We start from the raw sequence: 23753 nt of genomic DNA, 5'->3' as shown, positions 1-23753 counted from the left end.
GGAAGCGTGTTGAAACGATCTCATCAAGCCAGTGCGCAACCGCGCACGTACAACGTGCGCGGTTGCCGCGTGTCCGAGCCGATCGGCGAGCCGTGGGGCGGCGGTTGCCGGATCGTCGAATGGATCGGCGGAGACGGGCGGATCGCCCGCCGCGTCGCCGCCATCAACGTGACCGAGGCGGAGGTCTACGCGATGATCCGCCGGCCGGTCGAAGGTCGTCGCTATCTGATGGGCGACGACGAGCAGATGCCGCGCGACACGCTGCCGCGGCGCTGACTGCCGGGCGCGGCGCGCGGCGGCAAGCCGATGCCGGCTCGCCGCGTTCGCGTTACCCGATTTTCTCCAGTTCGTCCTGCGCGCCGAGCCAGTCCGCCTCGAGCGTTTCGAGCCGGCCGTTCACGTCGCCGAGCTTGCGGATCGCGTCGGTGAGCCGCGCCTTCAGGTCGGCCGCGTAGCTCGCTGGATCGGCGACGAACGTGTCGAGCTCCGCCTTCTCCGCGTGGAGCCGCTCCATTTCCTTCTCGATCTTCGTGATGCGGGCCTGCAGCGGCTTCTTCAACTGCGATAGCCGCTGGCGCGCTTCGGCTTCCTGCCGTTTCTGATCCTTGCGGTTCACCGCAGACGCGCCGCCGTCGGCGTCGCCCGTCGAACCGGATGCCGCCTTTGCCGCCGCGCGCTGTTGCGCCGCGTGCTGCAGCAGCCAGTCGCGATAGTCGTCGAGATCGCCGTCGAACGGCTGCAGCCGGTGCTTTGCGACAAGCATGAACTGGTCGGTCGTCGCGCGCAGCAGATGTCGATCGTGCGACACGAGGATCAGCGTGCCCTCGAATTGCGCGAGCGCCATCGTGAGCGCGTGGCGCGTTTCGAGATCGAGGTGGTTCGTCGGCTCGTCGAGCAGCAGCAGGTTCGGCTTCTGCCAGATGATCAGCGCGAGCGCGAGCCGCGCTTTCTCGCCGCCCGAGAAAGGCGCGATCGGCGCGGTCGCCATGTCGCCCGAGAAGTTGAAGCCGCCGAGGAAGTCGCGCAGTTCCTGCTCGCGCGTGTCGGGGGCGAGGCGCGCGAGATGCGCGAGCGCCGAATCGTCCTCGCGCAGCGTCTCGAGCTGATGCTGCGCGAAATAGCCGATCGTCAGGCCGCGGCCGGTGCGCACGTCGCCCGAAAGCGGCGCGAGCGTGCCCGCGAGCGTCTTGATGAGCGTCGACTTGCCCTGGCCGTTCGCGCCGAGGAGGCCGATGCGCTGGCCGTTCTGGATCGACAGCGCGACGCGCTCGACGATCGGAATCTCGTCGCCGTCGTCCGCGCGATAGCCGCAGCGCACGTCTTCCATCACGAGCATCGGGTTCGGCGCGGAATCGGGCGTGCGGAATTCGAACGTGAACGCCGACGCGACGTGCGCGGGCGCGATCAGTTCCATCTTCTCGAGCGCCTTCACCCGGCTCTGCGCCTGCTTCGCCTTCGACGCCTTCGCCTTGAAGCGATCGACGAAGCTCTGCAGATGCGCGATCGTCTTTTGCTGCTTTTCGTACGCGTTTTGCTGCAATTCGAGCTGCTGCGCGCGCAGCACTTCGAATTGCGAGTAGTTGCCGCCGTAGCGCTTCACCTGGCGATTCTCGAGATGCAGCGTCACGTTGCAGACGGCGTCGAGGAATTCGCGGTCGTGCGAGATGATGACGAGCGTGCCCGGATAGCGATGCAGCCAGTCTTCGAGCCAGACGATCGCGTCGAGATCCAGGTGGTTCGTCGGCTCGTCGAGCAGCAGCAGATCCGAGCGGCACATCAGCGCCTGCGCGAGATTGAGGCGCATCCGCCAGCCGCCCGAGAAGCTCGCGACGGGCTCGCGCGTCTGCGCGAGCGTGAAGCCGAGCCCGAGCAGCAGCGCCTCCGCGCGCGCGGGCGCGGTGTAGCCGTCGGCATCCGCGAACGCCGCGTGCGCTTCGGCCTCGGCCGCGCCGTCGTGCGCGGCGGACGCCCGCGCGATGCGCGCCTCGATCGCGCGCAATGCGGCGTCGCCGTCGAGCGTGTAGTCGAGCGCGCTGCGCTCGACGGCGGGCGTCTCCTGCGACACGTGCGCGATGCGCCACGCCGGCGGCATCGAGAAGTCGCCCGCGTCCGCGTGCAGCTCGCCGCGCAGCACCGCGAAGAGCGTCGATTTGCCGGCGCCGTTCGCGCCGACGAGCCCCGCCTTCTCGCCGGGATTCAGCGTGAACGAGGCCGCGTCGAAGAGCGGCTTCGTGCCGCGGGCGAGACTGAACTGATTGAAACGGATCACGGCGGGAAATGCTGAGGAAAACCGCTATTCTAGACTGCGCGCCGCCTTCGGGGGATCGTCCGGACGGCGGAGTGTGCGCACCGCGCCGAATTCGCCTAGACTTTCGCGGACGGCGCAACCCTATCGAAACAGGGAGGAACGAGCCGATGTCGAAACTGTATTCATTCAACGCGCAGGCGCTTTCGGGCGGCGAGGTGCCGCTCGAGCAGTACCGGGGCAAGGTGCTCCTCATCGTCAACACAGCGAGCGAATGCGGATTCACGCCGCAGTACGCGGGGCTGCAGCAGTTGTACGACCGCTTTCGCGAACGCGGGCTCGTCGTGCTCGGCTTTCCGTGCAATCAGTTCGGCAAGCAGGAGCCGGGCGACGCGTCGCAGATCGGCGCGTTCTGCGAGAAGAACTACGGCGTCACGTTTCCGATGTTCGCGAAGATCGACGTGAACGGCGCGAACGCGCACCCTCTGTACCGGTATCTGACCGAAGAGGCGCCCGGCATTCTCGGCCTCAAGGCGATCAAGTGGAATTTCACGAAATTCCTCGTGAACCGGGAAGGCGAGATCGTGAAGCGCTACGCGCCGTCGACGAAGCCCGAGGATATCGCTGCGGACGTCGACAAGCTGCTCTAAGCCAGGCGGCGCGCGGTGCGCCGCGCGCCGTCAGAGAATCGGCGCGAACAGCCGCGCGACGTGCATCGCGACGCGCCGCCACGCGGGCGAGCGCCGGTATTCGCTCAGATCGACTTCGAACGCGTCGCCGAAGTCGCGCGCGAGCATTGTCTCGACTTCGGTTGCGAAGCCTTCGTCGACGGTCAGCACCATGATCTCGAAATTCAGCCGGAACGACCGGTTGTCCAGGTTCGCGCTGCCGATGGCGGCGGCAGCGCGGTCGATCAGCACGACCTTCTGGTGCAGGAAGCCGGGGCGGTAGCGGAAGATCCGCACGCCCGCGTCGACGAGATCGCGCGCATAGAGCTTCGACGCTTCGAATACGACATAGTGATCGCGCCGGCTCGGGATCAGCACCCGCACGTCGACGCCGCGCATCACCGCGAGCTTCAGCGCGGAAATCACCGCCTCGTCGGGCACGAGGTAGGGCGTCGTGATCCACACACGCTCGCGCGCGGCGTTGATCGCCTCCGCGAAGAAGAGCGAGCCCGTCTCCTGCTTGTCGGCGGGGCCCATCGGCACGACGAGGCAGTGCATGTCGGCGTCGGGCGCGGGCGCGGGCGGCGGCGCCTGCGGCGGCAGCGACTGGGTCGCCCAGTGCCAGTCCTCGGCGAACACGTACTGGATGTTCGCGACGGCGGGGCCGCGCACTTCGATGTGCGTGTCGCGCCACGGCGACAGGCGCGGGTTGCCGCCGAGATATTCGACGCCGACGTTGTGGCCGCCGACGAACGCACGTTCGCCGTCGACGACGACGATCTTCCGGTGGTTGCGGAAGTTGAGCTGGAAGCGGTTGACGAACTGTTTGTTGGTCGCGAACGGATGCACTTCGACGCCGCCTTCGCGCAGCGCGTGCACGTAGCTCGACGGCAGATCGAAGCTGCCGATGCTGTCGTACAGCAGATAGCAGCGCACGCCCGCCTTCGCGCGCGCGATCAGCGTGTCGCGCAGCATCGCGCCGAGCGCGTCGTCGCGGACGATGAAGAACTGGACGATCACGTAGCTGCGCGCGGCGTCGATCGCGGCGAGGATCGCGGAGAACGTCGCGTCGCCGTTGACGAGCGTGCGCACCGCGTTGCCCGCGACGAAGGGCATGCCGACCAGGCGCGTGAGCGCGCGCACGCGCGCGATGCCGAGCGCGTCCTTCGGCGCGCCGAGCGTCGAGCCTTCGGCGCCCCACGGCGCGGGATGCGTGCGGGTGCGCAGCGCCGCGGTCTCGTGGCGGCGCGCGTCGACATAGCCGGAGAACTTGCTGCGGCCGAGGAACAGATACGGGATCAGCGTCAGGTAGGGCATCGCCGTCAACGACACCGCCCAGGCGATCGCGCCTTGCGACGTGCGCGTGTTCAGGATCGCATGGCAGGCGGCGATCACGCCGAGCATGTGCGCGAGGCCGATGAGGGTGCCGAGATGGAGCCAGTCGAGGGTCATGAGCGCGTCGGATTCCAGAAGGAGGCCACGCGGCGCGCGCCGACCGGGCGCCGCTTACGCGCATCTTACCGAAGCGTGCGCGCAAGCGGTCACTCCGTATGAGCCGGACATGCCGGTCCGCTTCAGCCGGCGACGGCGGGCAGGTCGCCCGCGTGGATCAGGAACACGCTGTCGTCGCCCGCGCTCGTCGGCAGCCAGACGAGATCGAGGCCGCCGAACGCCGCCTCGACGTTCGCGCGCTCGTTGCCGATCTCGACGACGAGCACGCCGTCGTCCTTCAGCCAGCGGCGCGCTTCGCCGACGATGCGGCGCACGATGTCCATTCCGTCCGCGCCGCCCGCCAGCGCCATTTCCGGCTCGTGCCGGTACTCGGCGGGCAGCTCGGCCATCGAATCCGAGTTCACGTACGGCGGGTTCGTGATGATCGCGTCGTAGCGCTGCGCGGGATCGATCCACTTGAACTGCGGCAGCGGCGCGTACAGGTCGCCGCGGTACAGCGCGATCCGCTCGTCGAGCCCGTAGTCGTCGCGATTGATCTTCGCGACTTCGAGCGCGTCGGCCGACAGGTCGACTGCGTCGACGCTCGCGTTCGGGAATGCGAGCGCGGCGAGGATCGCGAGGCAGCCGGAGCCCGTGCACAGCTCGAGCACCGAGCCGACCAGTTCGGGGTCCTCGACATACGGCTGCAGGCCGTCGTCGAGCAGCTCGCCGATGAATGAGCGCGGGACGATCACGCGCTCGTCGACGTAAAAGCGATGGCCGTGCATCCACGCTTCGCGCGTGAGATACGCGGCGGGCACACGCTCGGTCGCGCGGCGCTCGATCACGGCGAGCACCGCGTCGATCTCGTCGGGCGCGAGGCGCGCGTCGAGGAACGGCTCGAGCGTGTCGAGCGGCAGATGCAGCGTGTGCAGCACGAGATAGACCGCTTCGTCGAACGCGTTGTCCGAGCCGTGGCCGAACGCGAGCTTCGCCTGCGAGAAGCGCGACACCGCGTAGCGCACGAGGTCGCGGACGGTCTTGAACGGGGAGGGGGATGTCGTCATCGGGCGGCCTTCGTCAAGCGATCAGTTGTTCGAGCACGCGGCGGTACACGTTCTTCAGCGGATCGACGAAGCGCACTTCGATGTGCTCGTCGATCTTGTGGATGCTCGCGTTCGGCGGGCCGAACTCGATCACCTGCGGGCAGATGCGCGCGATGAAGCGGCCATCCGACGTGCCGCCCGTCGTCGACAGCTCGGGCGAGAGGCCGGTTTCCGCGCGGATCGCCGCGTCGAGCGCGTTCGACAGCTCGCCGCGCGGCGTGAGGAACGGCAGGCCGCTCACCGACCAGTTCAGCTCGTAGTCGAGCCCGTGCTTGTCGAGGATCGCGTGCACGCGCGCCTGCAGGCTCTCGACCGTGCTCGCCGTCGAGAAACGGAAGTTGAACATCAGATCCGCGTGGCCCGGAATCACGTTCGTCGCGCCGGTGCCCGCGCGCAGGTTCGACACCTGCCAGGTGGTCGGCGGGAAGTATTCGTTGCCCGCGTCCCATTGCTCGGCCGCGAGCTCGGCGAGTGCCGGCGCGAGCAGGTGGATCGGATTCTTCGCGAGATGCGGATACGCGATGTGGCCCTGCACGCCCTTGACGATGAGCTCGCCCGACATCGAGCCGCGCCGGCCGTTCTTCACGACGTCGCCGAGCGTCGCCGTCGACGTCGGCTCGCCGACGATGCAGTAGTCGAGGCGCTCGCCGCGCGCGGCGAGCGCTTCGATGACCTTCACGGTGCCGTCGGTCGCCGGGCCTTCCTCGTCGCTCGTGATCAGAAAGCCGATCGAGCCGCGATGCTGCGGATGCGCGGCGACGAACTCCTCGGCCGCGACGACGAAGCCCGCGAGCGAGCTCTTCATGTCGGCCGCGCCGCGCCCGTACAGCTTGCCGTCGCGGTGCGTCGGCACGAAGGGCGGCGAGCTCCACTGCTCGATCGGGCCGGTCGGCACGACGTCGGTATGGCCCGCGAACGCGAGCAGCTTGCCTTCGCGGCCGGCCGCGCCGCGCTTGACGGCCCAGAAGTTCGTCACGCCGTGCGACGCGATCGTTTCGCACTCGAAGCCGAGCGCGGCGAGGCGCTCGATCATCAACTGCTGGCAGTGCTGATCGTCGGGCGTGACGGACGCGCGCGCGATCAACTGTTCGGTGAGGGCAAGGGTGGCGGACATGTTTCGGACCACTTTCGATAAAAAATGCCGGCGCGACGGCCGGCAGCATGTTGGGGGCGGCGGTGCCCGGGGCTCAGGCGAAAAGCCCCGCGTACTCGTCGGCCGAGAAGCCGAGGGCCTTCACGCGGCCGTCGACGACGACGACGGGCCGCTTGATCACCGAGGGCTTGTCGATCATCAGCGCGATCGCGCCCGCCTCGGATTCGGCTGCGGCCTTCTGCTCGTCGGTGAGCGCGCGCCACGTGGTGCCGCGCCGGTTGACGAGCGCCGCGAGCGGCACGTCCGCGAGCCAGCCCTCGACGAGCGGCGCGCTCACGCCCGCTTTCTTGAAATCGTGGAACGCGAACTCGACGCCGTGCGATTCGAGCCACGTGCGGGCCTTCTTCACGGTGTCGCAGTTCGGTATCCCGTAGACGACGGTGCCGGCCGCGGCTTTCGCGCCCGCCATCAGTCGCCCCGCAGCAGTTCGTTCAGGCCGACCTTCGCGCGCGTCTTCGCGTCGACCTTCTTCACGATCACCGCGCAGTACAGGCTGTACGCGCCGTCCTTCGACGGCAGGTTGCCCGCGACGACGACCGAGCCGGCCGGAATGCGGCCGTACGTCACTTCGCCCGTCTCGCGATCGTAGATCTTCGTGCTCTGGCCGAGGTACACGCCCATCGAGATCACCGAGTTCTCCTCGACGATCACGCCTTCGACGACTTCCGAGCGCGCGCCGATGAAGCAGTTGTCCTCGATGATGACGGGGTTCGCCTGCAGCGGCTCGAGCACGCCGCCGATGCCGACGCCGCCCGACAGGTGCACGTTCTTGCCGATCTGCGCGCACGAGCCGACCGTCGCCCAGGTGTCGACCATCGTGCCTTCGTCGACGTATGCGCCGATGTTCGTGTACGACGGCATCAGCACGACGTTCTTCGCGATGAACGAGCCGCGGCGCGCGATCGCGGGCGGCACGACGCGAAAGCCGCCCGCGGCGAAATCTTCGGCGGTGTAGTTCGCGAACTTCGACGGCACCTTGTCATAGAACTGCGTGTAGCCTCCCGCCGGCATCGGCGCGTTGTCCTCCAGGCGGAACGACAGCAGCACGGCCTTCTTCAGCCACTGGTGCACGGTCCATGCGCCGTCGATCTTCTCGGCGACGCGCAGCGCGCCGCGGTCGAGCTGCTCGATCGCGTGCGCGACGGCTTCGCGGATTTCCGCGGACGCGGCCTTCGGCGACAGCTCGGCGCGGTTTTCCCAGGCGTTATCGATGATTTGCTGAAGTTGTTGCGACATGTTCGTGGCTATGCTGGACGTGGATGATGGATGAATCGGGGGCGCTTTGGCGCGCGGCGCGCGTTCAGCGGGCGAGGCCGCGGCAGAAGTCGACGATGCGCTGCGCGCCTTCGACGCATTCGGCCGTGCCGGCGACGAGCGCGATCCGGACGAAGTCGCAGCCGGGATTCGCGCCGTGCGCGTCGCGGGCGAGATACGAGCCGGGCAGGACCGTCACATTATAGTCGGCGTAGAGGCGCCGGGCGAACTCGGTGTCCGACAGGCCGGTTCGCGCGACGTTCGCCCACAGGTAGAACGCGGCGTCGGGCAGGCGCACGTCGACGACGCCGGCGAGCATCGGCGTGACGGTGGCGAATTTCTGCGCGTAGAGCGCGCGGTTCTCGCACACGTGCGCCTCGTCGCCCCACGCGGCGATGCTCGCCTTTTGCCAGACGGGCGACAGCGCCGCGCCGTGATAGGTGCGGTACAGCAGGAAGCGCTTGAGGAGCGCCGCGTCGCCCGCGACGAAGCCCGAGCGCATGCCCGGCACGTTCGAGCGCTTCGACAGGCTCGACAGCATCACGAGGCGCTCGAACCCGCGGCCCAGCTTGTGCGCCGCCTCGAGGCCGCCCAACGGCGGCTTCGCCTCGTCGAAGTAGATCTCCGAATAGCATTCGTCCGACGCGATCACGAAGCCGTGCTCGTCCGACAGCGCGAAGAGCTCGCGCCAGTCGTCGAGCGTCAGCACGGCGCCCGTCGGGTTGCCCGGCGAGCACACGTAGACGAGCTGCGTGCGCGCCCACACGCCGGCCGGCACGACCGAATAGTCGGGCGCGAAGTTGCGCGCCGGGTCGCTGTTGACGAAGTACGGCTCGGCGCCCGCGAGGAGCGCCGCGCCTTCGTAGATTTGATAGAAAGGATTCGGACAGAGTACGATCGGCCTTTCGCCGCTTTGGCTTTCACCGCTTGGTCTTTCACCGTTCCCGCACGGGCTCGAATCGATCACTGCCTGCGCGAGCGAGAAGAGCGCCTCGCGCGAGCCCGACGCGGCGAGCACCTGCGTCGCCGCGTCGATCGCCGGCAGCCCGTAGCGCCGCTCGAGCCAGCGCGCGAGCGCCTCGCGCAGCGCGTCGGTGCCCGCCGTCGCCGGATACGACGCGAGGCCGTCGAGCGCGGCGGCCGCGGCGTCGCGGATCAGCGCGGGCGTCGCGTGCTTCGGCTCGCCGATGCCGAAGCTGATCGGCGACAGATGCGCGCTCGGCGTCACGCCGGCAAAGAGCGCGCGGAGCTTTTCGAACGGGTAGGGCTGCAGCGTGTCGAGACGAGGATTCACGGGCGTGTGGCTCACGGAGCCGGTAGATGGCCGATCGGATGGGCCGGTTTAAGCGAAACGGGCGCGAAGCGGCGGCGCGGCTGGCGCCGCCGGGCGCGGGCGAAGACGGGCGCGGCGGATCGCGGCGTGGGATGCCGGCGGGCCGGCGCGTGCCGGCCTGGTGGGCGCGGCGACGGCGCTCGATTATAGCGTGACATCGGACGGCGGAACGCGCGGCGCGCGCGCCGCGATGCCGTCCGGGGAAGGAAAAAAATAGAGGTTCGGTTTGCAAGCGAATGAACGACGGAGCGCCGGCTGGCCGACGCTCGCGATTCTGGTCGGGGCGTCGGTATGGGGCCTGATCTGGTATCCGTTGCGCCTGCTCGCGGCGCTCGGCGTGACGGGCACGGCGGCGAGCGCGGCGACGAGCGTCGTCGCGTGTGCGTTCGTGCTGATCGTGCGGCGCAAGTCGATCGCGACCGTGCGCCGGCATTGGCTGCTGCCCGCGTTGGGCGTCGCCGCGGGCGTGACGAATCTCGGCTTCGTCTGGGGCACGATTCACGGCGAAGTGCTGCGCGTGATGCTGCTTTTCTATCTGACGCCCGCGTGGACCGCGATCTACGCGCACGTCATCCTGCGCGAGCGGCTGACCGCGGCGGGCGCGGCGCTCGCCGCGCTGTCGCTCGGCGGCGCGGTGCTGATGCTGTGGTCGCCGCGGCTCGGCGTGCCGCTGCCGTCGAACCCAGCCGAATGGGCGGGGCTCGCGGCCGGGATGAGCTTCGCGATGAGCAACGTGCTCGTCGTCAAGGCGAGCCGCGAGCTGCCGCAGATGAAGCCCGAGATGCGCACGGCGACGCTGTTCGCCGGCGCGGCCGCGATGGGCGTCGCCGCGTCGTTCGTCGAGGGGCTGCCGCCGTTGCCCGCGGGCGGCGAGCTCGGCCGTGCGGCGCTTCTCGTCGTCGGGATCGGCGTGACGGTCGCGGCGAACAACATGCTCGTCCAGCACGGCCTCGCGCGCGTGCCGGCGAACCGCGCGTCGATCATCATGCTGTTCGAGATCGTTATCACCGCGTTGTCGGCGTGGCTTTTTGCCAACGAAGTGCCGAGCGCGCGCGAATGGGCGGGCGGCCTGTGCATCGTTGTGGCGACCCTGCTGTCGAGCCGCGTGCATCGGGCCCGCCCGGCGGGCGACGAGCCGCGCGAGCCGCGGGACGGCGCGCGCGCGATGGTATGATTGGCCCCATCCGCGGGGCCGGCTGCTTGACAGCACGGCCCCGTTTTTCGAATCTTGGGCGTGCGGCGCGCGCGCGGGCCTTTTGGCCGAATCGCGGCGCGCAACGCAGGCTCCGAACCGTTTCACACTCTTTACCACCGATACCGCCGTGCGTCTGAGCTCGATCAAACTCGCTGGCTTCAAATCTTTCGTCGATCCCACGCACTTCCAGGTTCCAGGTCAACTGGTCGGCGTGGTGGGCCCGAACGGGTGCGGCAAGTCCAACATCATCGACGCCGTGCGCTGGGTGCTCGGCGAGTCGCGCGCGTCCGAGCTGCGCGGCGAGTCGATGCAGGACGTGATCTTCAACGGCTCGACGGCCCGCAAGCCCGGCAGCCGGGCGAGCGTCGAGCTGATCTTCGACAACTCCGACGGCCGCGCGGCCGGCCAGTGGGGCCAGTACGGCGAGATCGCCGTGAAGCGCGTGCTCACGCGCGACGGCACGTCGAGCTACTACATCAACAACCTGCCCGCGCGCCGCCGCGACATCCAGGACATCTTCCTCGGCACGGGCCTCGGGCCGCGCGCGTACGCGATCATCGGGCAGGGGATGATCGCGCGGATCATCGAGGCGAAGCCCGAGGAGCTGCGCGTGTTCCTCGAAGAGGCGGCGGGCGTGTCGAAGTACAAGGAGCGCCGCCGCGAGACCGAGAACCGGCTGCACGACACGCGCGAGAACCTGACGCGCGTCGAGGACATCGTCCGCGAGCTCGGCTCGAATCTCGAGAAGCTCGAGGCGCAGGCCGTCGTCGCGACGAAGTACAAGGAGCTCGTCGCCGACGGCGACGAGAAGCAGCGCCTGCTGTGGCTGCTGCGCAAGAACGAGGCGGCCGCCGAGCAGGACAGGCAGCGCCGCGCGATCGGCGAAGCGCAGCTCGAGCTCGACGCGCAGACCGCGAAGCTGCGCGAAGTCGAGGCGCAGCTCGAGACGCTGCGCGTCGCGCACTATTCGGCGAGCGACGCGATGCAGGGCGCGCAGGGCGCGCTCTACGAGGCGAACGCCGAGGTGAGCCGGCTCGAGGCGGAGATCAAGTTCATCGTCGAATCGCGCAACCGCGTGCAGTCGCAGATCGCCGCGCTCGTCGCGCAGCAGGAGCAGTGGCGCGCGCAGGCGGACAAGGCGCAGGGCGACCTCGAAGAGGCCGAAGAGGCGCGCGCGGTCGCCGACGAAAAGGCGGCGATCGCCGAGGACGACGCGGCCGCGAAGCACGACGCGCTGCCCGCGCTCGAGGCGCGCTGGCGCGATGCGCAGGCGGGCCTGAACGACGAGCGCGGCCGGATCGCGCAGACCGAGCAGGCGCTCAAGCTCGAAGCCGCGCACCAGCGCAACGCCGATCAGCAACTGCAACAGCTTCAGCAGCGCCACGAGCGCCTGAAGGCCGAGGCGGGCGGCCTCGACGCGCCGGACGAGGCGCAGCTCGAGGAGCTGCGGATGCAGCTCGCCGAGCACGAGGAGATTCTGGCCGAAGCGCAGGCGCGCCTCGCCGACGCGCAGGAGACGCTGCCGCGCCTCGACGCGGAGCGTCGCGCGGCGCACGAGCGCGTGCAGGCCGAGAGCGCGCAGATTCATCAGCTCGAAGCGCGCCTCGCCGCGCTCAGGCAACTGCAGGAAAACGTGCAGACGGAAGGCAAGATCCAGCCGTGGCTCGACAAGCACGAGCTCGGCGCGCTGCCGCGTCTGTGGAAGAAGCTGCACGTCGAGGCCGGCTGGGAAACCGCGCTCGAAGCGGTGCTGCGCGAGCGGCTCGCGGCGCTCGAAGTGTCGAATCTCGACTGGGTGAAGGCGTTCGCGACCGACGCGCCGCCCGCGAAGCTCGCGTTCTACGCGCCGCCCGCCGCAGGCGAGCCGCTCGCCGCGCCGGGCGCGCTGCGCCCGCTGCTGCCGCTCGTGCGGATCGATGACGCGGGCCTGCGCGCGGTGCTCAACGATTGGCTCGGCACGGTGTTCGTCGCCGACGACCTCGCGCAGGCGCTCGCCGCGCGCACGCAACTGCCGCAGGGCGGCGCGTTCGTCGTGAAGGCGGGCCACGTCGTTACGCGCTCGGGCGTGCAGCTCTACGCGGCCGATTCCGAGCAGGCGGGGATGCTCGCGCGCGCGCAGGAAATCGAGAACCTGGCGCGCCAGGTGCGCGCGCAGGCGCTGCTGTCCGACGAAGCGAAGGCGGCGGCGGTCCGCGCGGAAGCGGCGCACACGCAGGCGTCGCAGGCGCTGACCGAAGTGCGCGCGCAGGCCGAGCGCGCGACGCAGCGCGTGCACGCGCTGCAAATGGACGTGCTCAAGCTCGCGCAGGCGCACGAGCGCTACACGCAGCGCAGCACGCAGATCCGCGAGGAGCTCGAGGAGATCGGCGCGCAGATCGAGGAGCAGCGCGCGCTGCGCGCGGAATCGGAGGCGAACTTCGAGCGCCACGACGCCGAGCTCGCCGAGCTGCAGGCGCGCTTCGAGGACAACCAGCTCGCGTTCGAGTCGCTCGACGAGACGCTGACGAACGCGCGCCAGGAAGCGCGCGAGCGCGAGCGTGCGGCCACCGACGCGCGCTTCGCCGCGCGTCAGTCCGCGAACCGGATCGACGAGCTGAAGCGCTCGATCCAGGTCGCGCACGAGCAGGCGGAGCGCGTCGCGGCGTCGCTCGAGGACGCGCGCGCGGAGCTCGAGACGATCAACGAGCAGACCGCGCACACCGGCCTGCAGGACGCGCTCGAAGTGCGCGCGGCGAAGGAGCGGGCGCTCGGCGCCGCGCGCGCGGAGCTCGACGATCTCACCGCGAAGCTGCGCGCGGCCGACGAGACGCGGCTCGCGGCCGAGCGCTCGCTGCAGCCGCTGCGCGAGCGCATCACCGAGCTGCAACTGAAGGAGCAGGCGGCGCGCATGACAGGCGAGCAGTTCGCCGAGCAGCTCGCGGCGGCCGAGGTCGACGAGGCGGCGCTCAGGGAAAAGCTCGCGCCGGACATGAAGCCGTCGTACCTGCAGGGCGAGGTCACGCGGATCAATAATGCGATCAACGCGCTCGGCCCCGTCAACATGGCGGCGCTGGAGGAGCTCGCGGCCGCGAGCGAGCGCAAGGTGTTCCTCGACGCGCAATCGGCCGACCTGACGAACGCGATCGAGACGCTCGAGGACGCGATCCGCAAGATCGACCAGGAAACGCGCGCGCTCTTGCAGGCGACCTTCGACGAAGTGAACCGCCATTTCAGCGATCTGTTCCCGCGCCTGTTCGGCGGCGGCCAGGCGAAGCTCATCATGACGGGCGACGAGATTCTCGATGCCGGCGTGCAGGTGATGGCGCAGCCGCCCGGCAAGAAGAACGCGACGATCCACCTGCTGTCGGGCGGCGAGAAGGCGCTGACGGCGACCGCGCTCGTGTTCGCGATGTTCCAGTTGAATCCGGCGCCGTTCTGTCTGCTCGACGAGGTCGACGCGCCGCTCGACGACGCGAACACCGAGCGCTTCGCGAATCTCGTGCGCGCGATGTCGGACAAGACGCAGTTCCTCTTCATCTCGCACAACAAGATCGCGATGGAGATGGCGCAGCAACTGATCGGCGTGACGATGCAGGAGCAGGGCGTGTCGCGGATCGTCGCGGTCGACATGGAAACGGCCGCGGGTTTTGCCCAGAATTGACGTTTGACGAATGGCCCCGCGGGCGCGCGGCGCATCGGCGCCCGCCCGCGAGTCCGATGAAAAAGAATTGGATGGAGCTTGCATGGACGAGTTGACACTCGGGTTGATCGGCGCGGGCGCCGTCGTGGTGGGCGGCGTCGTGGTCTACAACGCGTGGCAGGGCGCGAAGGTGCGCCGGAGGATGCCGCGCCCGATGCCGACGGAGGCGGCCGAGGCCGCCGCGCGGCACGAGCGCGACGAGGACGCGCCCTTCATCGAGCCGGTGCGGCAGCCGGCGCGTCGCGAGGCCGTGGCGGGCGGCGCGGCGGGCAGCGCGTCGGGCAGCGCGTCGGGCGCGCGAAGCGGCGACGCAGCGCGCGTCGAGCCGACGTTCGGCGGCGGCGTGGCCCCCGCCGATACGCCGGCCGACCTGCAGGCCGAGGCGACCGCCGCGAACGGCGCGGTCGAGCCCGCCGTCGAAACAGCGCATGGCGACGAAGCGGCCGCCGCGCCCGATTCGGCGCGCGACGAGCCGGTCGAACCGGTGCTGCCCGCCGCGACGACGATTTCCGCGGCGCCGCCCGCGATCGTCGACCGCCGGATCGACTGCATCGTGCCGATCCGCCTCGCGAGCCCGCTTGCGGGCGACAAGATCCTGCCCGCCGCGCAGCGGCTGCGCCGCGCGGGCAGCAAGCCGGTGCACATCGAGGGCAAGCCGGATGGCGGCGACGCATGGGAGCTGCTGCAAAACGGCGTGCGCTACGAAGAGCTGCGCGCGGCCGCGCAGCTCGCGAACCGCAGCGGCCCGCTCAACGAGCTCGAGTTCTCCGAATTCGTGACGGGCGTCCAGCAGTTCGCGGACGCGATCGACGGCGCGCCGGAATTCCCGGACATGATGGAAACGGTGTCGATGGCGCGCGAACTCGACGGTTTCGCCGCGCAATGCGACGCGCAACTGTCGATCAACGTGATGTCGGACGGCGCGCCGTGGTCGGCGAACTACGTGCAGGCGGTTGCGTCGCAGGACGGGCTCTTGCTGTCGCGCGACGGCACGCGTTTCGTGAAGCTCGACGCGAAGCAGAATCCCGTGTTCATGCTGCAGTTCGGCGACACGAATTTCCTGCGCGACGATCTCACGTACAAGGGCGGCAATCTGATCACGCTTGTGCTCGACGTGCCCGTCGCCGACGAGGACATTCTGCCGTTCAGGCTGATGTGCGACTACGCGAAATCGCTGTCCGAGCGGATCGGCGCGCGCGTCGTCGACGACCAGCGCCGGCCGCTGCCCGAATCGACGCTGCTCGCGATCGAGCAGCAACTGATGAAGCTGTACGCGCGGCTCGAGGAGGCGGGGATTCCGGCCGGCTCGCCCGTCACGCGGCGGCTGTTCAGTCAGTAGGAACAAGCCGGGCGCTGCGGTTTTCGCTGCGGCGCAGCGCGGCCGGCGCGCCTCGCGCGGGCGATGGCGGTCGCGGCTGCCGATGGCGGCTTGGTGATCGCGGCTGGTGATCGCGTTGCCGCACCGCATCATCCGAACCGTCGGACGCAGGCGATTTCCGCACTCGTTCGGCCATCCAGCCGATGCCGAAACGGGCTCGGAACTGAGATAATCGTCGCCTGATTATCCTCACGAGAAAGTGCCGCCAGCATGGCCCGATCCCCTGTTGAACCGCCCGCCAGCCAGCCGGCGAAGCGCGCCGCGTGGCTGCGCGCCGAGCTCGAGCGGGCGAACTACGCGTATTACGTGCTCGATCAGCCGGACCTGCCCGACGCCGAGTACGATCGCCTCTTCGTCGAACTCCAGCAGATCGAGGCCGAGCACCCCGATCTCGTCACGCCCGATTCGCCGACGCAGCGCGTCGGCGGCGAAGTCGCGGGCGGCTTCACGCCGGTCGTCCACGACACGCCGATGCTGTCGCTCAACAACGGCTTTTCCGACGACGACGTCGTCGCATTCGACAAGCGCGTCGCCGACGGCCTCGACAAGGCGACCGACCTCGCCGGCACCGTGACCGAGCCCGTCGAATACGCGTGCGAGCTGAAGTTCGACGGCCTGGCGATCTCGCTGCGCTACGAGGGCGGCCGCTTCGTGCAGGCATCGACGCGCGGCGACGGCACGACGGGCGAAGACGTCACCGAGAACATCCGCACGGTCCGCTCGATTCCGCTGACGCTCAAGGGCAGGCATGTGCCGCGCATGCTCGACGTGCGCGGCGAAGTGCTGATGTTCAAGCGCGATTTCGCGCGCCTGAACGAGCGCCAGCGCGCGGCGGGCCAGCGCGAGTTCGCGAATCCGCGCAACGCGGCGGCGGGCAGCCTGCGGCAGCTCGATTCGAAGATCACCGCGTCGCGGCCGCTGTCGTTTTTCGCATACGGGATCGGCGTGCTCGACGGCGTCGAGATGCCCGGCACGCACAGCGGCCTGCTCGACTGGTACGAGACGCTCGGCCTGCCGGTGAACCGCGAGCGCGCGGTCGTGCGCGGCGCGGCGGGCCTGCTCGGATTCTTCCATTCGGTGGGCGAGCGGCGCGAATCGCTGCCGTACGACATCGACGGCGTCGTCTACAAGGTGAACCGCCGCGACGAGCAGGATCGGCTCGGCTTCGTGTCGCGCGCGCCGCGCTTCGCGCTCGCGCACAAGTTCCCCGCGCAGGAGGCGCTCACGAAGCTCGTCGCGATCGACGTGCAGGTCGGCCGCACGGGCGCGATCACGCCGGTCGCGCGGCTCGAGCCCGTGTTCGTCGGCGGCGCGACCGTCACGAACGCGACGCTGCACAACGAGGACGAGGTGCGCCGCAAGGACATCCGGATCGGCGACACGGTCATCGTGCGCCGCGCGGGCGACGTGATTCCGGAAGTGGTGTCGGCCGTGCTCGACCGGCGTCCCGCCGATGCGCGCGAGTTCGTGATGCCGACCGAGTGCCCGGAATGCGGATCGCGGATCGAGCGATTGCCCGACGAGGCGATCGCGCGCTGCACGGGCGGGCTGTTCTGCCCCGCGCAGCGCAAGCAGGCGCTCTGGCACTTCGCGCAGCGCCGCGCGCTCGACATCGACGGGCTCGGCGAGAAGATCATCGATCAGCTCGTCGAGCAGAACCTCGTGCGCACGCCGGCCGATCTGTTCAATCTCGGCTTCTCGACGCTCGTCGAGCTCGATCGCTTCGCGGAGAAATCGGCGCAGAACCTGATCGACTCGCTCGAGAAGGCGAAGCACACGACGCTCGCGCGCTTCATTTACGCGCTCGGCATCCGGCACGTCGGCGAATCGACGGCGAAGGATCTCGCGAAGCACTTCGGCTCGCTCGATCCGGTCATGGACGCGTCGATCGACGAGTTGCTCGAAGTCAACGACGTCGGGCCGATCGTCGCCGAATCGATCCATCAGTTCTTCGCCGAGGAGCACAATCGCACGGTGATCGAGCAACTGCGCGCGAAGGGCAAGGTCACGTGGCCCGAAGGGCCGCCCGCGCCGCGCGCGCCGCAAGGCGTGCTCGCGGGCAAGACCGTCGTGCTCACGGGCACGCTGCCGACGCTCACGCGCGACGCCGCGAAGGAGATGCTCGAGGCGGCGGGCGCGAAGGTGGCGGGCTCGGTGTCGAAGAAAACCGATTACGTCGTCGCGGGCGCCGACGCGGGCAGCAAGCTCGCGAAAGCCGAGGAACTCGGCATTCCGGTGCTGGACGAAGCAGGCATGCACAAACTCCTGGAGGGCCACGCGCGATGATTCGCGAGATTCTGAAGATGGGCGATCCGCGTCTGCTGGAAGTTGCCCGGCCGGTCGAGACGTTCAACACGCCGGAGCTGCACGCGCTCGTCGCGGACATGTTCGAGACGATGCATCACGCGAACGGCGCGGGGCTCGCCGCGCCGCAGATCGGCGTCGGGCTGCAGGTGATCATCTTCGGCTTCGGCAACAGCGAGCGCTACCCGGAGGCGCCGCCCGTGCCGGAGACCGTGCTCGTCAATCCAGGCGTCGAGTATCTGCCGCCCGACATGGAGGAGGGCTGGGAGGGCTGCCTGTCGGTGCCGGGGCTGCGCGGCGTCGTGAGCCGCTACCGGCGCGTGCGCTACAGCGGCTTCGACCAGTACGGCGCGAAGCTCGAGCGGATCGCGGAGGGGTTCCACGCGCGGGTCGTCCAGCACGAGTACGATCATCTGATCGGCAAGCTCTATCCGATGCGGATCACCGATTTCTCGAAGTTCGGCTACACCGACGTGCTGTTCCCGGGGCTCGACGCGCAAGCCGACTGACCGGCGAAGCGGCGCGCGACGGCGCCGCTCGCGGCCGCTATTGCGCGGCACCCGGGCGCACGGCCGTCGTGCTCAGAACGACTCGTCCAGCCCGAGATAGCGCCACTGGCCTTGCGGCAGCGCGCCCAGCATCACGCGGCCCATCCGCACGCGCTTCAGGCCGATCACCTCGAGACCGACGAGCTCGCACATCCGGCGAATCTGGCGCTTCTTGCCTTCGCGCAGCACGAAGCGCAACTGCTCGCCGTTCTGCCAACTGACCATCGCGGGCTTGAGCGGCGCGCCGTCGAGCTCCAGGCCGTGGCGCAGCTTCGCGAGCGACTCGGCGGGGAAGTGTCGCTCGATGTCGGCCGTGCGCTCGCCGAAGCGCACGCGCACCAGATATTCCTTGTCGATGTCGGATTGCTCGCCGATCAGTTGTTTCGCGACGCGGCCGTTCTGCGTCAGCACGAGAAGGCCCGTCGAATCGATGTCGAGCCGGCCCGCGGGCGCGAGCGCGCGCAGGTGCTGCGGCGAGAAGCGCAGCGGCGAGCGGTCGCCGCTCCAGTGGTTCTCGCGCGTGACGAGCGTCGCGGCGGGCGCGTAGCCGTCCTCCGCCTGGCCCGACACGTAGCCGACCGGCTTGTGCAGCAGGATCGTCACTTGCGCGGCCTGCGCGGCGCGCGCGTTCGAATCGATCTCGATGCGCTGGTCGGCGCGCACCTTCGTGCCGAGCGTGTCGATGCGCTCGCCGTCGACGAGCACCCAGCCTTTCTCGATCCATTCGTCCGCTTCGCGGCGCGAGCAGAGGCCGAGTTCGGACATCCGCTTCGACAGGCGCACGAGGCCCGTTTCATCGCCCCGGTCGACTCGGTCGCCCTGGGCGGCGGTTTCATCCGGCCCGCCGATGCGGCGCTTGACCGGTTGCGCGGCTTTCAGGCGCGCGCCTGTCTTTGCGCGGGCGGCGGGGCGGCGATCGTCGGACGCGCTCGCGCGGGTTGCCGAGCGGTTGTCGAAGCGCGCCGTGCGTTCGGTACGCTCGGTGCGCGGCGACGCGCGCTTCGCGGATGCGCCGTGGCGATCGTCGGCGCGCTGCGGCGCACGCTTGCCGGTCGTCGCGCTCTTGCCCGCGAACGACGACGACGCGCCGCGCGCGCCGCGGCCGTCCGCGCGGGATGACGGGCCGTCCGTGCGACGCGCCTCGGTGCGCGGCGCACCGCCGAATTTCGCGCCCGTCGCGCCGCGCGCGCCTGGATCGGACGAGCGCATGCCCGGGCTGCGCGACGGCCGCTCGTCGCGCGCGGCTGCGCGGTCGGCCGTGCGACGCTCCGGCTTCGCATCGGTGCGGCGCACGCGCTCGCCGGCCGCTGCGCCGGGCGCGCCGGCACGCTTGGCCGCCGCGCGTTCGTCGCCCGCGCGGCCGGCGTCATGCGCGGCGCGCGGCTTCGCGACGCGCTTGCCTTCGGATGCCGCCGGACGAGCCGGCACGCCCGCGCGTTTTTGCGCGGCGGCCGCCGCGCCGCGCGGCGCCGATGGCTTTGCCGCGGACGCTGATGCAGCGGACTTCGCCCCAGGCTTCGCCGCGGCCGGCTTCGCGCCAGCCGCTTTCGGGTCGGGCCGCGCGACCTTGCGCGCGGTAAGGCTGCCGGAACGGACGGGGGCGCGGCCGGGCGTCGCCGGGCGCGGATTCTTGACGGTCAATTTTGTGCGCATAAACGCTGGAACACTCACACTGCGATCGCGCGCAGCAACTCGGTTTCGACTTGGATCTGCAGACGGTTGTCGGACAAGCCGGTGCCGTCGAGCATGAAGACGTCCTCGACGCGTTCGCCGAGCGTATTGATCCGCGCCGCATGGACGCCGACCCGGTGCTCGGCCAGCACGCGCGCGATCGAATAAAGAAGGCCTGGCCGGTCGTTCGCGGACACGGACAGAATGTAGTACTGGCCACGCTCGTCGGCCCGCAGGTCGACGCGCGGCGTGATCGGGAACGTGCGCGACAGCCGCGAGAGCCGCCCCTTCGACGGCTCGGGCAGCGGCGCCGATTCGGCGAGGCGCGCGGCGAGCTGCTGCTCGACGAGGTTCGCGATGTCGCGGTATTGCACGTCGCGCTCGGTCTGCGTGACGATGAAGTTGTCGAGCGCGTAGCCGTGGCGCGTCGTGTTCACGCGCGCGTCGAGCACCGACAGCCCGTTGCGGTCGAAGTACGCGCAGATGCCCGCGAACAGGTCCGAGCGGTCCTTCACGTAGACGAGCACCTGCAGCGCGTCGCCGACGGGCGACGGCCGCGCGCGGACGATCGCGGTGTCGGCCTCGACGTGCCGGTACAGCACGCGGGTCTGCCACGCGATGTCGGCCGCGTCGTGGCGCAGGAAGTAGCCGACGTCGAGCTGGTCCCACAGCGCGCGGTGCGCGTCGGGCGGCACGGTTTCGAGGCGCAGCAGCGCGAGCGCCTCCTCCTGCCGCGTCTTCAGCTCCGAATGCGCGTCGGGCTGCGCGCCGCCCAGCACGGCGAGCGTCGCGCGATACAGATCCTCGAGCAGCTTGCCCTTCCAGGTGTTCCACACCTTCGGGCTGGTGCCGCGAATGTCGGCGACGGTCAGCAGATAGAGCGCGGTCAGCCGCCGTTCGCTGCCGACGAGGTCCGCGAAGCGCTTGATCACTTCCGGGTCGCTCGTGTCCTGCTTTTGCGCGACCTGGCTCATCGTCAGGTGATGCTGGACGAGCCAGACGACGAGCGCCGCATCGTCGCCCTCGATCCCGTGCTCGCGGCAGAAACGCCGCGCGTCGGCCATCCCGAGCGCCGAGTGGTCGCCGCCGCGGCCTTTCGCGATGTCGTGGAAGAGGGCGGCGACGTACAGCACCCAAGGCCGCTCGAAGTTCACGATCAACTGGCTGCAGAACGGATATTCGTGCGCGTGCTCGGCCACCGCGAAGCGCCGGATGTTGCGCAGCACCATCAGGATGTGCTGATCGACCGTGTACACGTGGTACAGGTCGTGCTGCATCTGGCCGACGATCCGCCGGAAGTTCAGCAGATAGCGGCCGAGCACGCTCGTCTGGTTCATCAGGCGGAATGCGTGCGTGATGCCTTCCGGCTGCTGCAGGATCTGCATGAACGTGCGGCGGTTGCGCGGATCGCGCCGCCACGCGTTGTTCATCACGTCGCGCGAGTTGTAGAGCGCGCGCAGCGTGCGCGCGGACAGGCCCTTCACGCCGCGCGTCGCCTCGTACAGCAGGAACGCTTCGAGGATCGCGTCCGGGTGGCGCTCGAACACGTCGTCCGCGGCGATCTCGAGCATGCCCTGCTTCTCGACGAAGCGCCCGGGCGACAGCACGCGCGTGACGCCGCTCGTCGCCGGGAAGAGTTGCGCCTCGATGTTCTGGATCAGGATCGTCGCGAGCTGCGTGACCGCCTTCGCGGCCCAGTAGTAGCGCCGCATCAGTTGCTCGCTCGCGCGCTTCGCGGGCGTCGGCTGATAGCCGAAGCTCTCGGCCGCCTGAGTCTGCAGGTCGAACACGAGGATGTCCTGGCGCCGCCCGGCGATCACGTGCAGCCGCGCCCGCAGCGTCTTCAGGAAGCCTTCGTTGCGGCGCAGCTCGCGCGCCTCGCGATCGGTGATGAGCCCGCGCGTGTCGAGCTCGCGCCAGCTACTGCCGAAGCCCGCCGCGCGCGCGATCCAGAGAATCGTCTGCAGATCGCGCAGGCCGCCCGGGCTTTCCTTCACGTTCGGCTCGAGGCTGTATGGCGTGTCCTGGAACTTCGCATGGCGCTGGCGCATCTCGAGCACCTTCGCCTGGAAGAACGCGCGCGCGTCGAGCGCCTCGCGGTAGCGCAGCATGAAGCGCTCGAAGAGCGTCGTGCTGCCGACGATGCGGCGCGCCTCGAGCAGCGACGTCTGCACGGTGACGTCCTGCGACGCCTCCTCGATGCACTGGTCGACCGTGCGCACGCTGCTCCCGATCTCGAGCCCGAGATCCCACGCCATGCCGATGAAGCGCTCGATCCGTTCGTCGAGCTCGCTCGCGTGCGCATCGGGCAGCAGCACGAGGATGTCGACGTCCGAATGCGGCGACAGCTCGCCGCGCCCGAAGCCGCCGACCGCGACGAGCGCGAGCGTCGCGGGCAGCCCGCATTCCTGCCACAGACGGCGCAGCGCGTCGTCGGTCGCGCGCGACAGCGCGTGCATCAGCGGCGTGACGTTGGTCGCGGTCTTGAAGCGCGCGAGCAACCCGGCCTTCGCGGCCTTGAATTCGGCTTTGCGCGACAGCGCGTGAGGCGGCGCGGCGACGGATGCGCTCATGGGCGGCGATCGAATTGGGCGGTTGAACGGCCGCGCGCGATGACGCGGGCGGCTACCTGGCTAAATCAAGCTGAACAAGCGTCAAGCGTGCGAAGCGGACGGCGGTGCGCACAAAGCGCGCGGCAAGCCGCTCAAGCCGCTCAAGCCGCCGTCGCCGGCGAGGCGAACGTCGGGCGCGCCGGCGTGCCGGCTGACACCGTCAGCACCTCGTGGCCCGTCTCCGTGACGAGGATCGTGTGTTCCCACTGCGCGGACAGGCTGCGGTCGCGGGTCTTGACGGTCCACTGGTCGGGCATCGTGCGGATGTCGCGCTTGCCGGCGTTGATCATCGGCTCGATCGTGAAGATCATGCCGGGCTTGAGCTCGATGCCCGTGCCCGGGCGTCCGTAGTGGACGACCTGCGGGTCCTCATGGAACACCGTGCCGATGCCGTGGCCGCAGTATTCGCGCACGACGCTGTAGCCTTGCGCCTCCGCGTGCTTCTGGATCGCGTGGCCGATGTCGCCGAGATGCGCGCCGGGCTTCACCTGGTCGATGCCGAGCCACATGCATTCGTAGGTGGTTTGCACGAGGCGCTTCGCGAGGATCGAGCCCTCGCCGACGATGAACATCCGGCTCGTGTCGCCGAAATAGCCGTTCTTGATGACGGTGATGTCGATGTTCAGCGCGTCGCCGTTCTTGAGCGTCTTGTCGCCCGGAATGCCGTGGCAGATCACGTCGTTGACCGACGTGCAGGTCGCCTTCGGGAACGGCGGGTAGCCGGGCGGCTGGTAGTTGAGCGGCGCGGGCACCGTGCCCTGCACGTTGACCATGTACTCGTGGCAGAGGCGATCGAGTTCGCCCGTCGTCACGCCGGCGACGACGAACGGCGTGATGTAGTCGAGCACTTCGCTCGCGAGACGGCAGGCGATGCGCATCTGCGCGATGTCGTGTTCGTTTTTGAGCGTAATAGCCATGAGTCGATGCCTGAAATGCGGTGAATTACACGCAATTATCGCACCTTATTCCTGCCGTCGCAGCCCTTCGCGGAGCGGCGCAGCGCGAATTTTGGCGTGAATTCCGGCGCAGTCGGATGGCCGAGGGTAAGCCGTCCTGCGGCGGCCGGGCGCGCGCCCGGCCCGGCGAAAGCAGCGGGCGACTTGAGGGGCGTCACGCCTGCGTGCTATACTTATTGGCTAAGTCGACGCTGAAATCGCTATTTTTGTCTTGCGCGGG

General features: G+C 69.4%; 17 protein-coding genes. 7 read left to right on the top strand and 10 right to left on the bottom strand.

Going from position 1 to position 23753, the window contains the following annotated elements; all coding sequences use genetic code 11:
• Positions 1-9: 9 nt before the first annotated feature.
• Positions 10-276 (top strand): DUF2866 domain-containing protein, encoded by a 267-nt coding sequence (locus tag WS92_RS22095; RefSeq protein WP_009912854.1) that lies wholly within the window; start codon positions 10-12, stop codon positions 274-276.
• Between the two features lie 52 nt (positions 277-328).
• Here WS92_RS22095 and WS92_RS22090 read toward each other — a convergent pair whose 3' ends face one another.
• A complete protein-coding gene (locus tag WS92_RS22090; RefSeq protein WP_059934576.1) occupies positions 329-2269 on the bottom strand; it encodes an ATP-binding cassette domain-containing protein in 1941 nt (646 codons plus the stop codon).
• A 146-nt stretch (positions 2270-2415) separates the two neighbouring features.
• Here WS92_RS22090 and WS92_RS22085 point away from each other — a divergent pair, with 146 nt between their 5' ends.
• Positions 2416-2895 carry a glutathione peroxidase gene (locus WS92_RS22085; protein ID WP_006026046.1) on the top strand — a complete coding sequence of 160 codons (480 nt, stop codon included), beginning with the start codon at positions 2416-2418 and terminating at the stop codon, positions 2893-2895.
• Between the two features lie 30 nt (positions 2896-2925).
• Here WS92_RS22085 and cls read toward each other — a convergent pair whose 3' ends face one another.
• The 6 genes from cls to dapC all read right to left on the bottom strand — a co-directional run bounded on the left by cls (position 2926) and on the right by dapC (position 9151).
• Positions 2926-4365 (bottom strand): cardiolipin synthase, encoded by a 1440-nt coding sequence (gene cls / locus WS92_RS22080; protein ID WP_006026047.1) that lies wholly within the window; start codon positions 4363-4365, stop codon positions 2926-2928.
• Between the two features lie 122 nt (positions 4366-4487).
• Positions 4488-5411: a 50S ribosomal protein L3 N(5)-glutamine methyltransferase gene (gene prmB / locus WS92_RS22075; RefSeq protein ID WP_059934577.1), complete on the bottom strand. Its 924-nt coding sequence runs from the start codon at positions 5409-5411 to the stop codon at positions 4488-4490.
• A 13-nt stretch (positions 5412-5424) separates the two neighbouring features.
• Positions 5425-6564, bottom strand: coding sequence for a succinyl-diaminopimelate desuccinylase (gene dapE, locus WS92_RS22070; protein ID WP_059934578.1), 1140 nt, complete (start codon positions 6562-6564; stop codon positions 5425-5427).
• A gap of 73 nt (positions 6565-6637) precedes the next feature.
• Positions 6638-7012: an ArsC family reductase gene (locus WS92_RS22065; protein WP_006026050.1), complete on the bottom strand. Its 375-nt coding sequence runs from the start codon at positions 7010-7012 to the stop codon at positions 6638-6640.
• The gene (gene dapD, locus WS92_RS22060) at positions 7012-7839 is read right to left on the bottom strand and encodes a 2,3,4,5-tetrahydropyridine-2,6-dicarboxylate N-succinyltransferase (RefSeq protein WP_006026051.1); all 828 of its coding nucleotides are present in this window, start codon (positions 7837-7839) and stop codon (positions 7012-7014) included. The genes WS92_RS22065 and dapD overlap by 1 nt, the downstream gene beginning before the upstream one ends.
• Before the next feature lie 64 nt (positions 7840-7903).
• The gene (gene dapC / locus WS92_RS22055) at positions 7904-9151 is read right to left on the bottom strand and encodes a succinyldiaminopimelate transaminase (protein ID WP_171845235.1); all 1248 of its coding nucleotides are present in this window, start codon (positions 9149-9151) and stop codon (positions 7904-7906) included.
• A 265-nt stretch (positions 9152-9416) separates the two neighbouring features.
• On the opposite strand from dapC, the gene WS92_RS22050 reads away from it, so the two are divergent.
• The 5 genes from WS92_RS22050 (at position 9417) to def (ending at position 18255) form a co-directional block, all read left to right on the top strand.
• Complete coding sequence (locus WS92_RS22050; RefSeq protein WP_059934580.1) at positions 9417-10364, top strand: DMT family transporter; 948 nt, start codon at positions 9417-9419, stop codon at positions 10362-10364.
• Between the two features lie 148 nt (positions 10365-10512).
• Positions 10513-14025 carry a chromosome segregation protein SMC gene (gene smc / locus WS92_RS22045; RefSeq protein WP_015602242.1) on the top strand — a complete coding sequence of 1171 codons (3513 nt, stop codon included), beginning with the start codon at positions 10513-10515 and terminating at the stop codon, positions 14023-14025.
• Between the two features lie 82 nt (positions 14026-14107).
• Positions 14108-15403 carry a cell division protein ZipA C-terminal FtsZ-binding domain-containing protein gene (locus WS92_RS22040; protein ID WP_059934581.1) on the top strand — a complete coding sequence of 432 codons (1296 nt, stop codon included), beginning with the start codon at positions 14108-14110 and terminating at the stop codon, positions 15401-15403.
• Positions 15404-15652: 249 nt separating this feature from the next.
• Positions 15653-17728, top strand: coding sequence for an NAD-dependent DNA ligase LigA (gene ligA / locus WS92_RS22035; protein WP_006026056.1), 2076 nt, complete (start codon positions 15653-15655; stop codon positions 17726-17728).
• A complete protein-coding gene (gene def, locus WS92_RS22030; protein WP_006026057.1) occupies positions 17725-18255 on the top strand; it encodes a peptide deformylase in 531 nt (176 codons plus the stop codon). The genes ligA and def overlap by 4 nt, the downstream gene beginning before the upstream one ends.
• A gap of 72 nt (positions 18256-18327) precedes the next feature.
• Here the strand turns inward: def and WS92_RS35925 are convergent, their stop codons facing one another.
• The 3 genes from WS92_RS35925 to map all read right to left on the bottom strand — a co-directional run bounded on the left by WS92_RS35925 (position 18328) and on the right by map (position 23494).
• On the bottom strand, positions 18328-19947 hold the full coding sequence (locus tag WS92_RS35925) for a pseudouridine synthase (RefSeq protein WP_171845234.1): 1620 nt from the start codon (positions 19945-19947) through the stop codon (positions 18328-18330).
• Between the two features lie 14 nt (positions 19948-19961).
• Entirely contained in the window at positions 19962-22538 is a 2577-nt protein-coding gene (locus WS92_RS22020; RefSeq protein WP_006026059.1) for a [protein-PII] uridylyltransferase, read from the bottom strand.
• A gap of 140 nt (positions 22539-22678) precedes the next feature.
• On the bottom strand, positions 22679-23494 hold the full coding sequence (gene map / locus WS92_RS22015; protein ID WP_006026060.1) for a type I methionyl aminopeptidase: 816 nt from the start codon (positions 23492-23494) through the stop codon (positions 22679-22681).
• Positions 23495-23753 lie beyond the last annotated feature (259 nt).

This window comes from Burkholderia sp. MSMB1588 (assembly GCF_001546925.1).
Taxonomy (GTDB): domain Bacteria; phylum Pseudomonadota; class Gammaproteobacteria; order Burkholderiales; family Burkholderiaceae; genus Burkholderia; species Burkholderia humptydooensis.
Note: the sequence above shows the minus strand (reverse complement) of the source record. Positions and strands in the feature narration are given on the sequence as shown.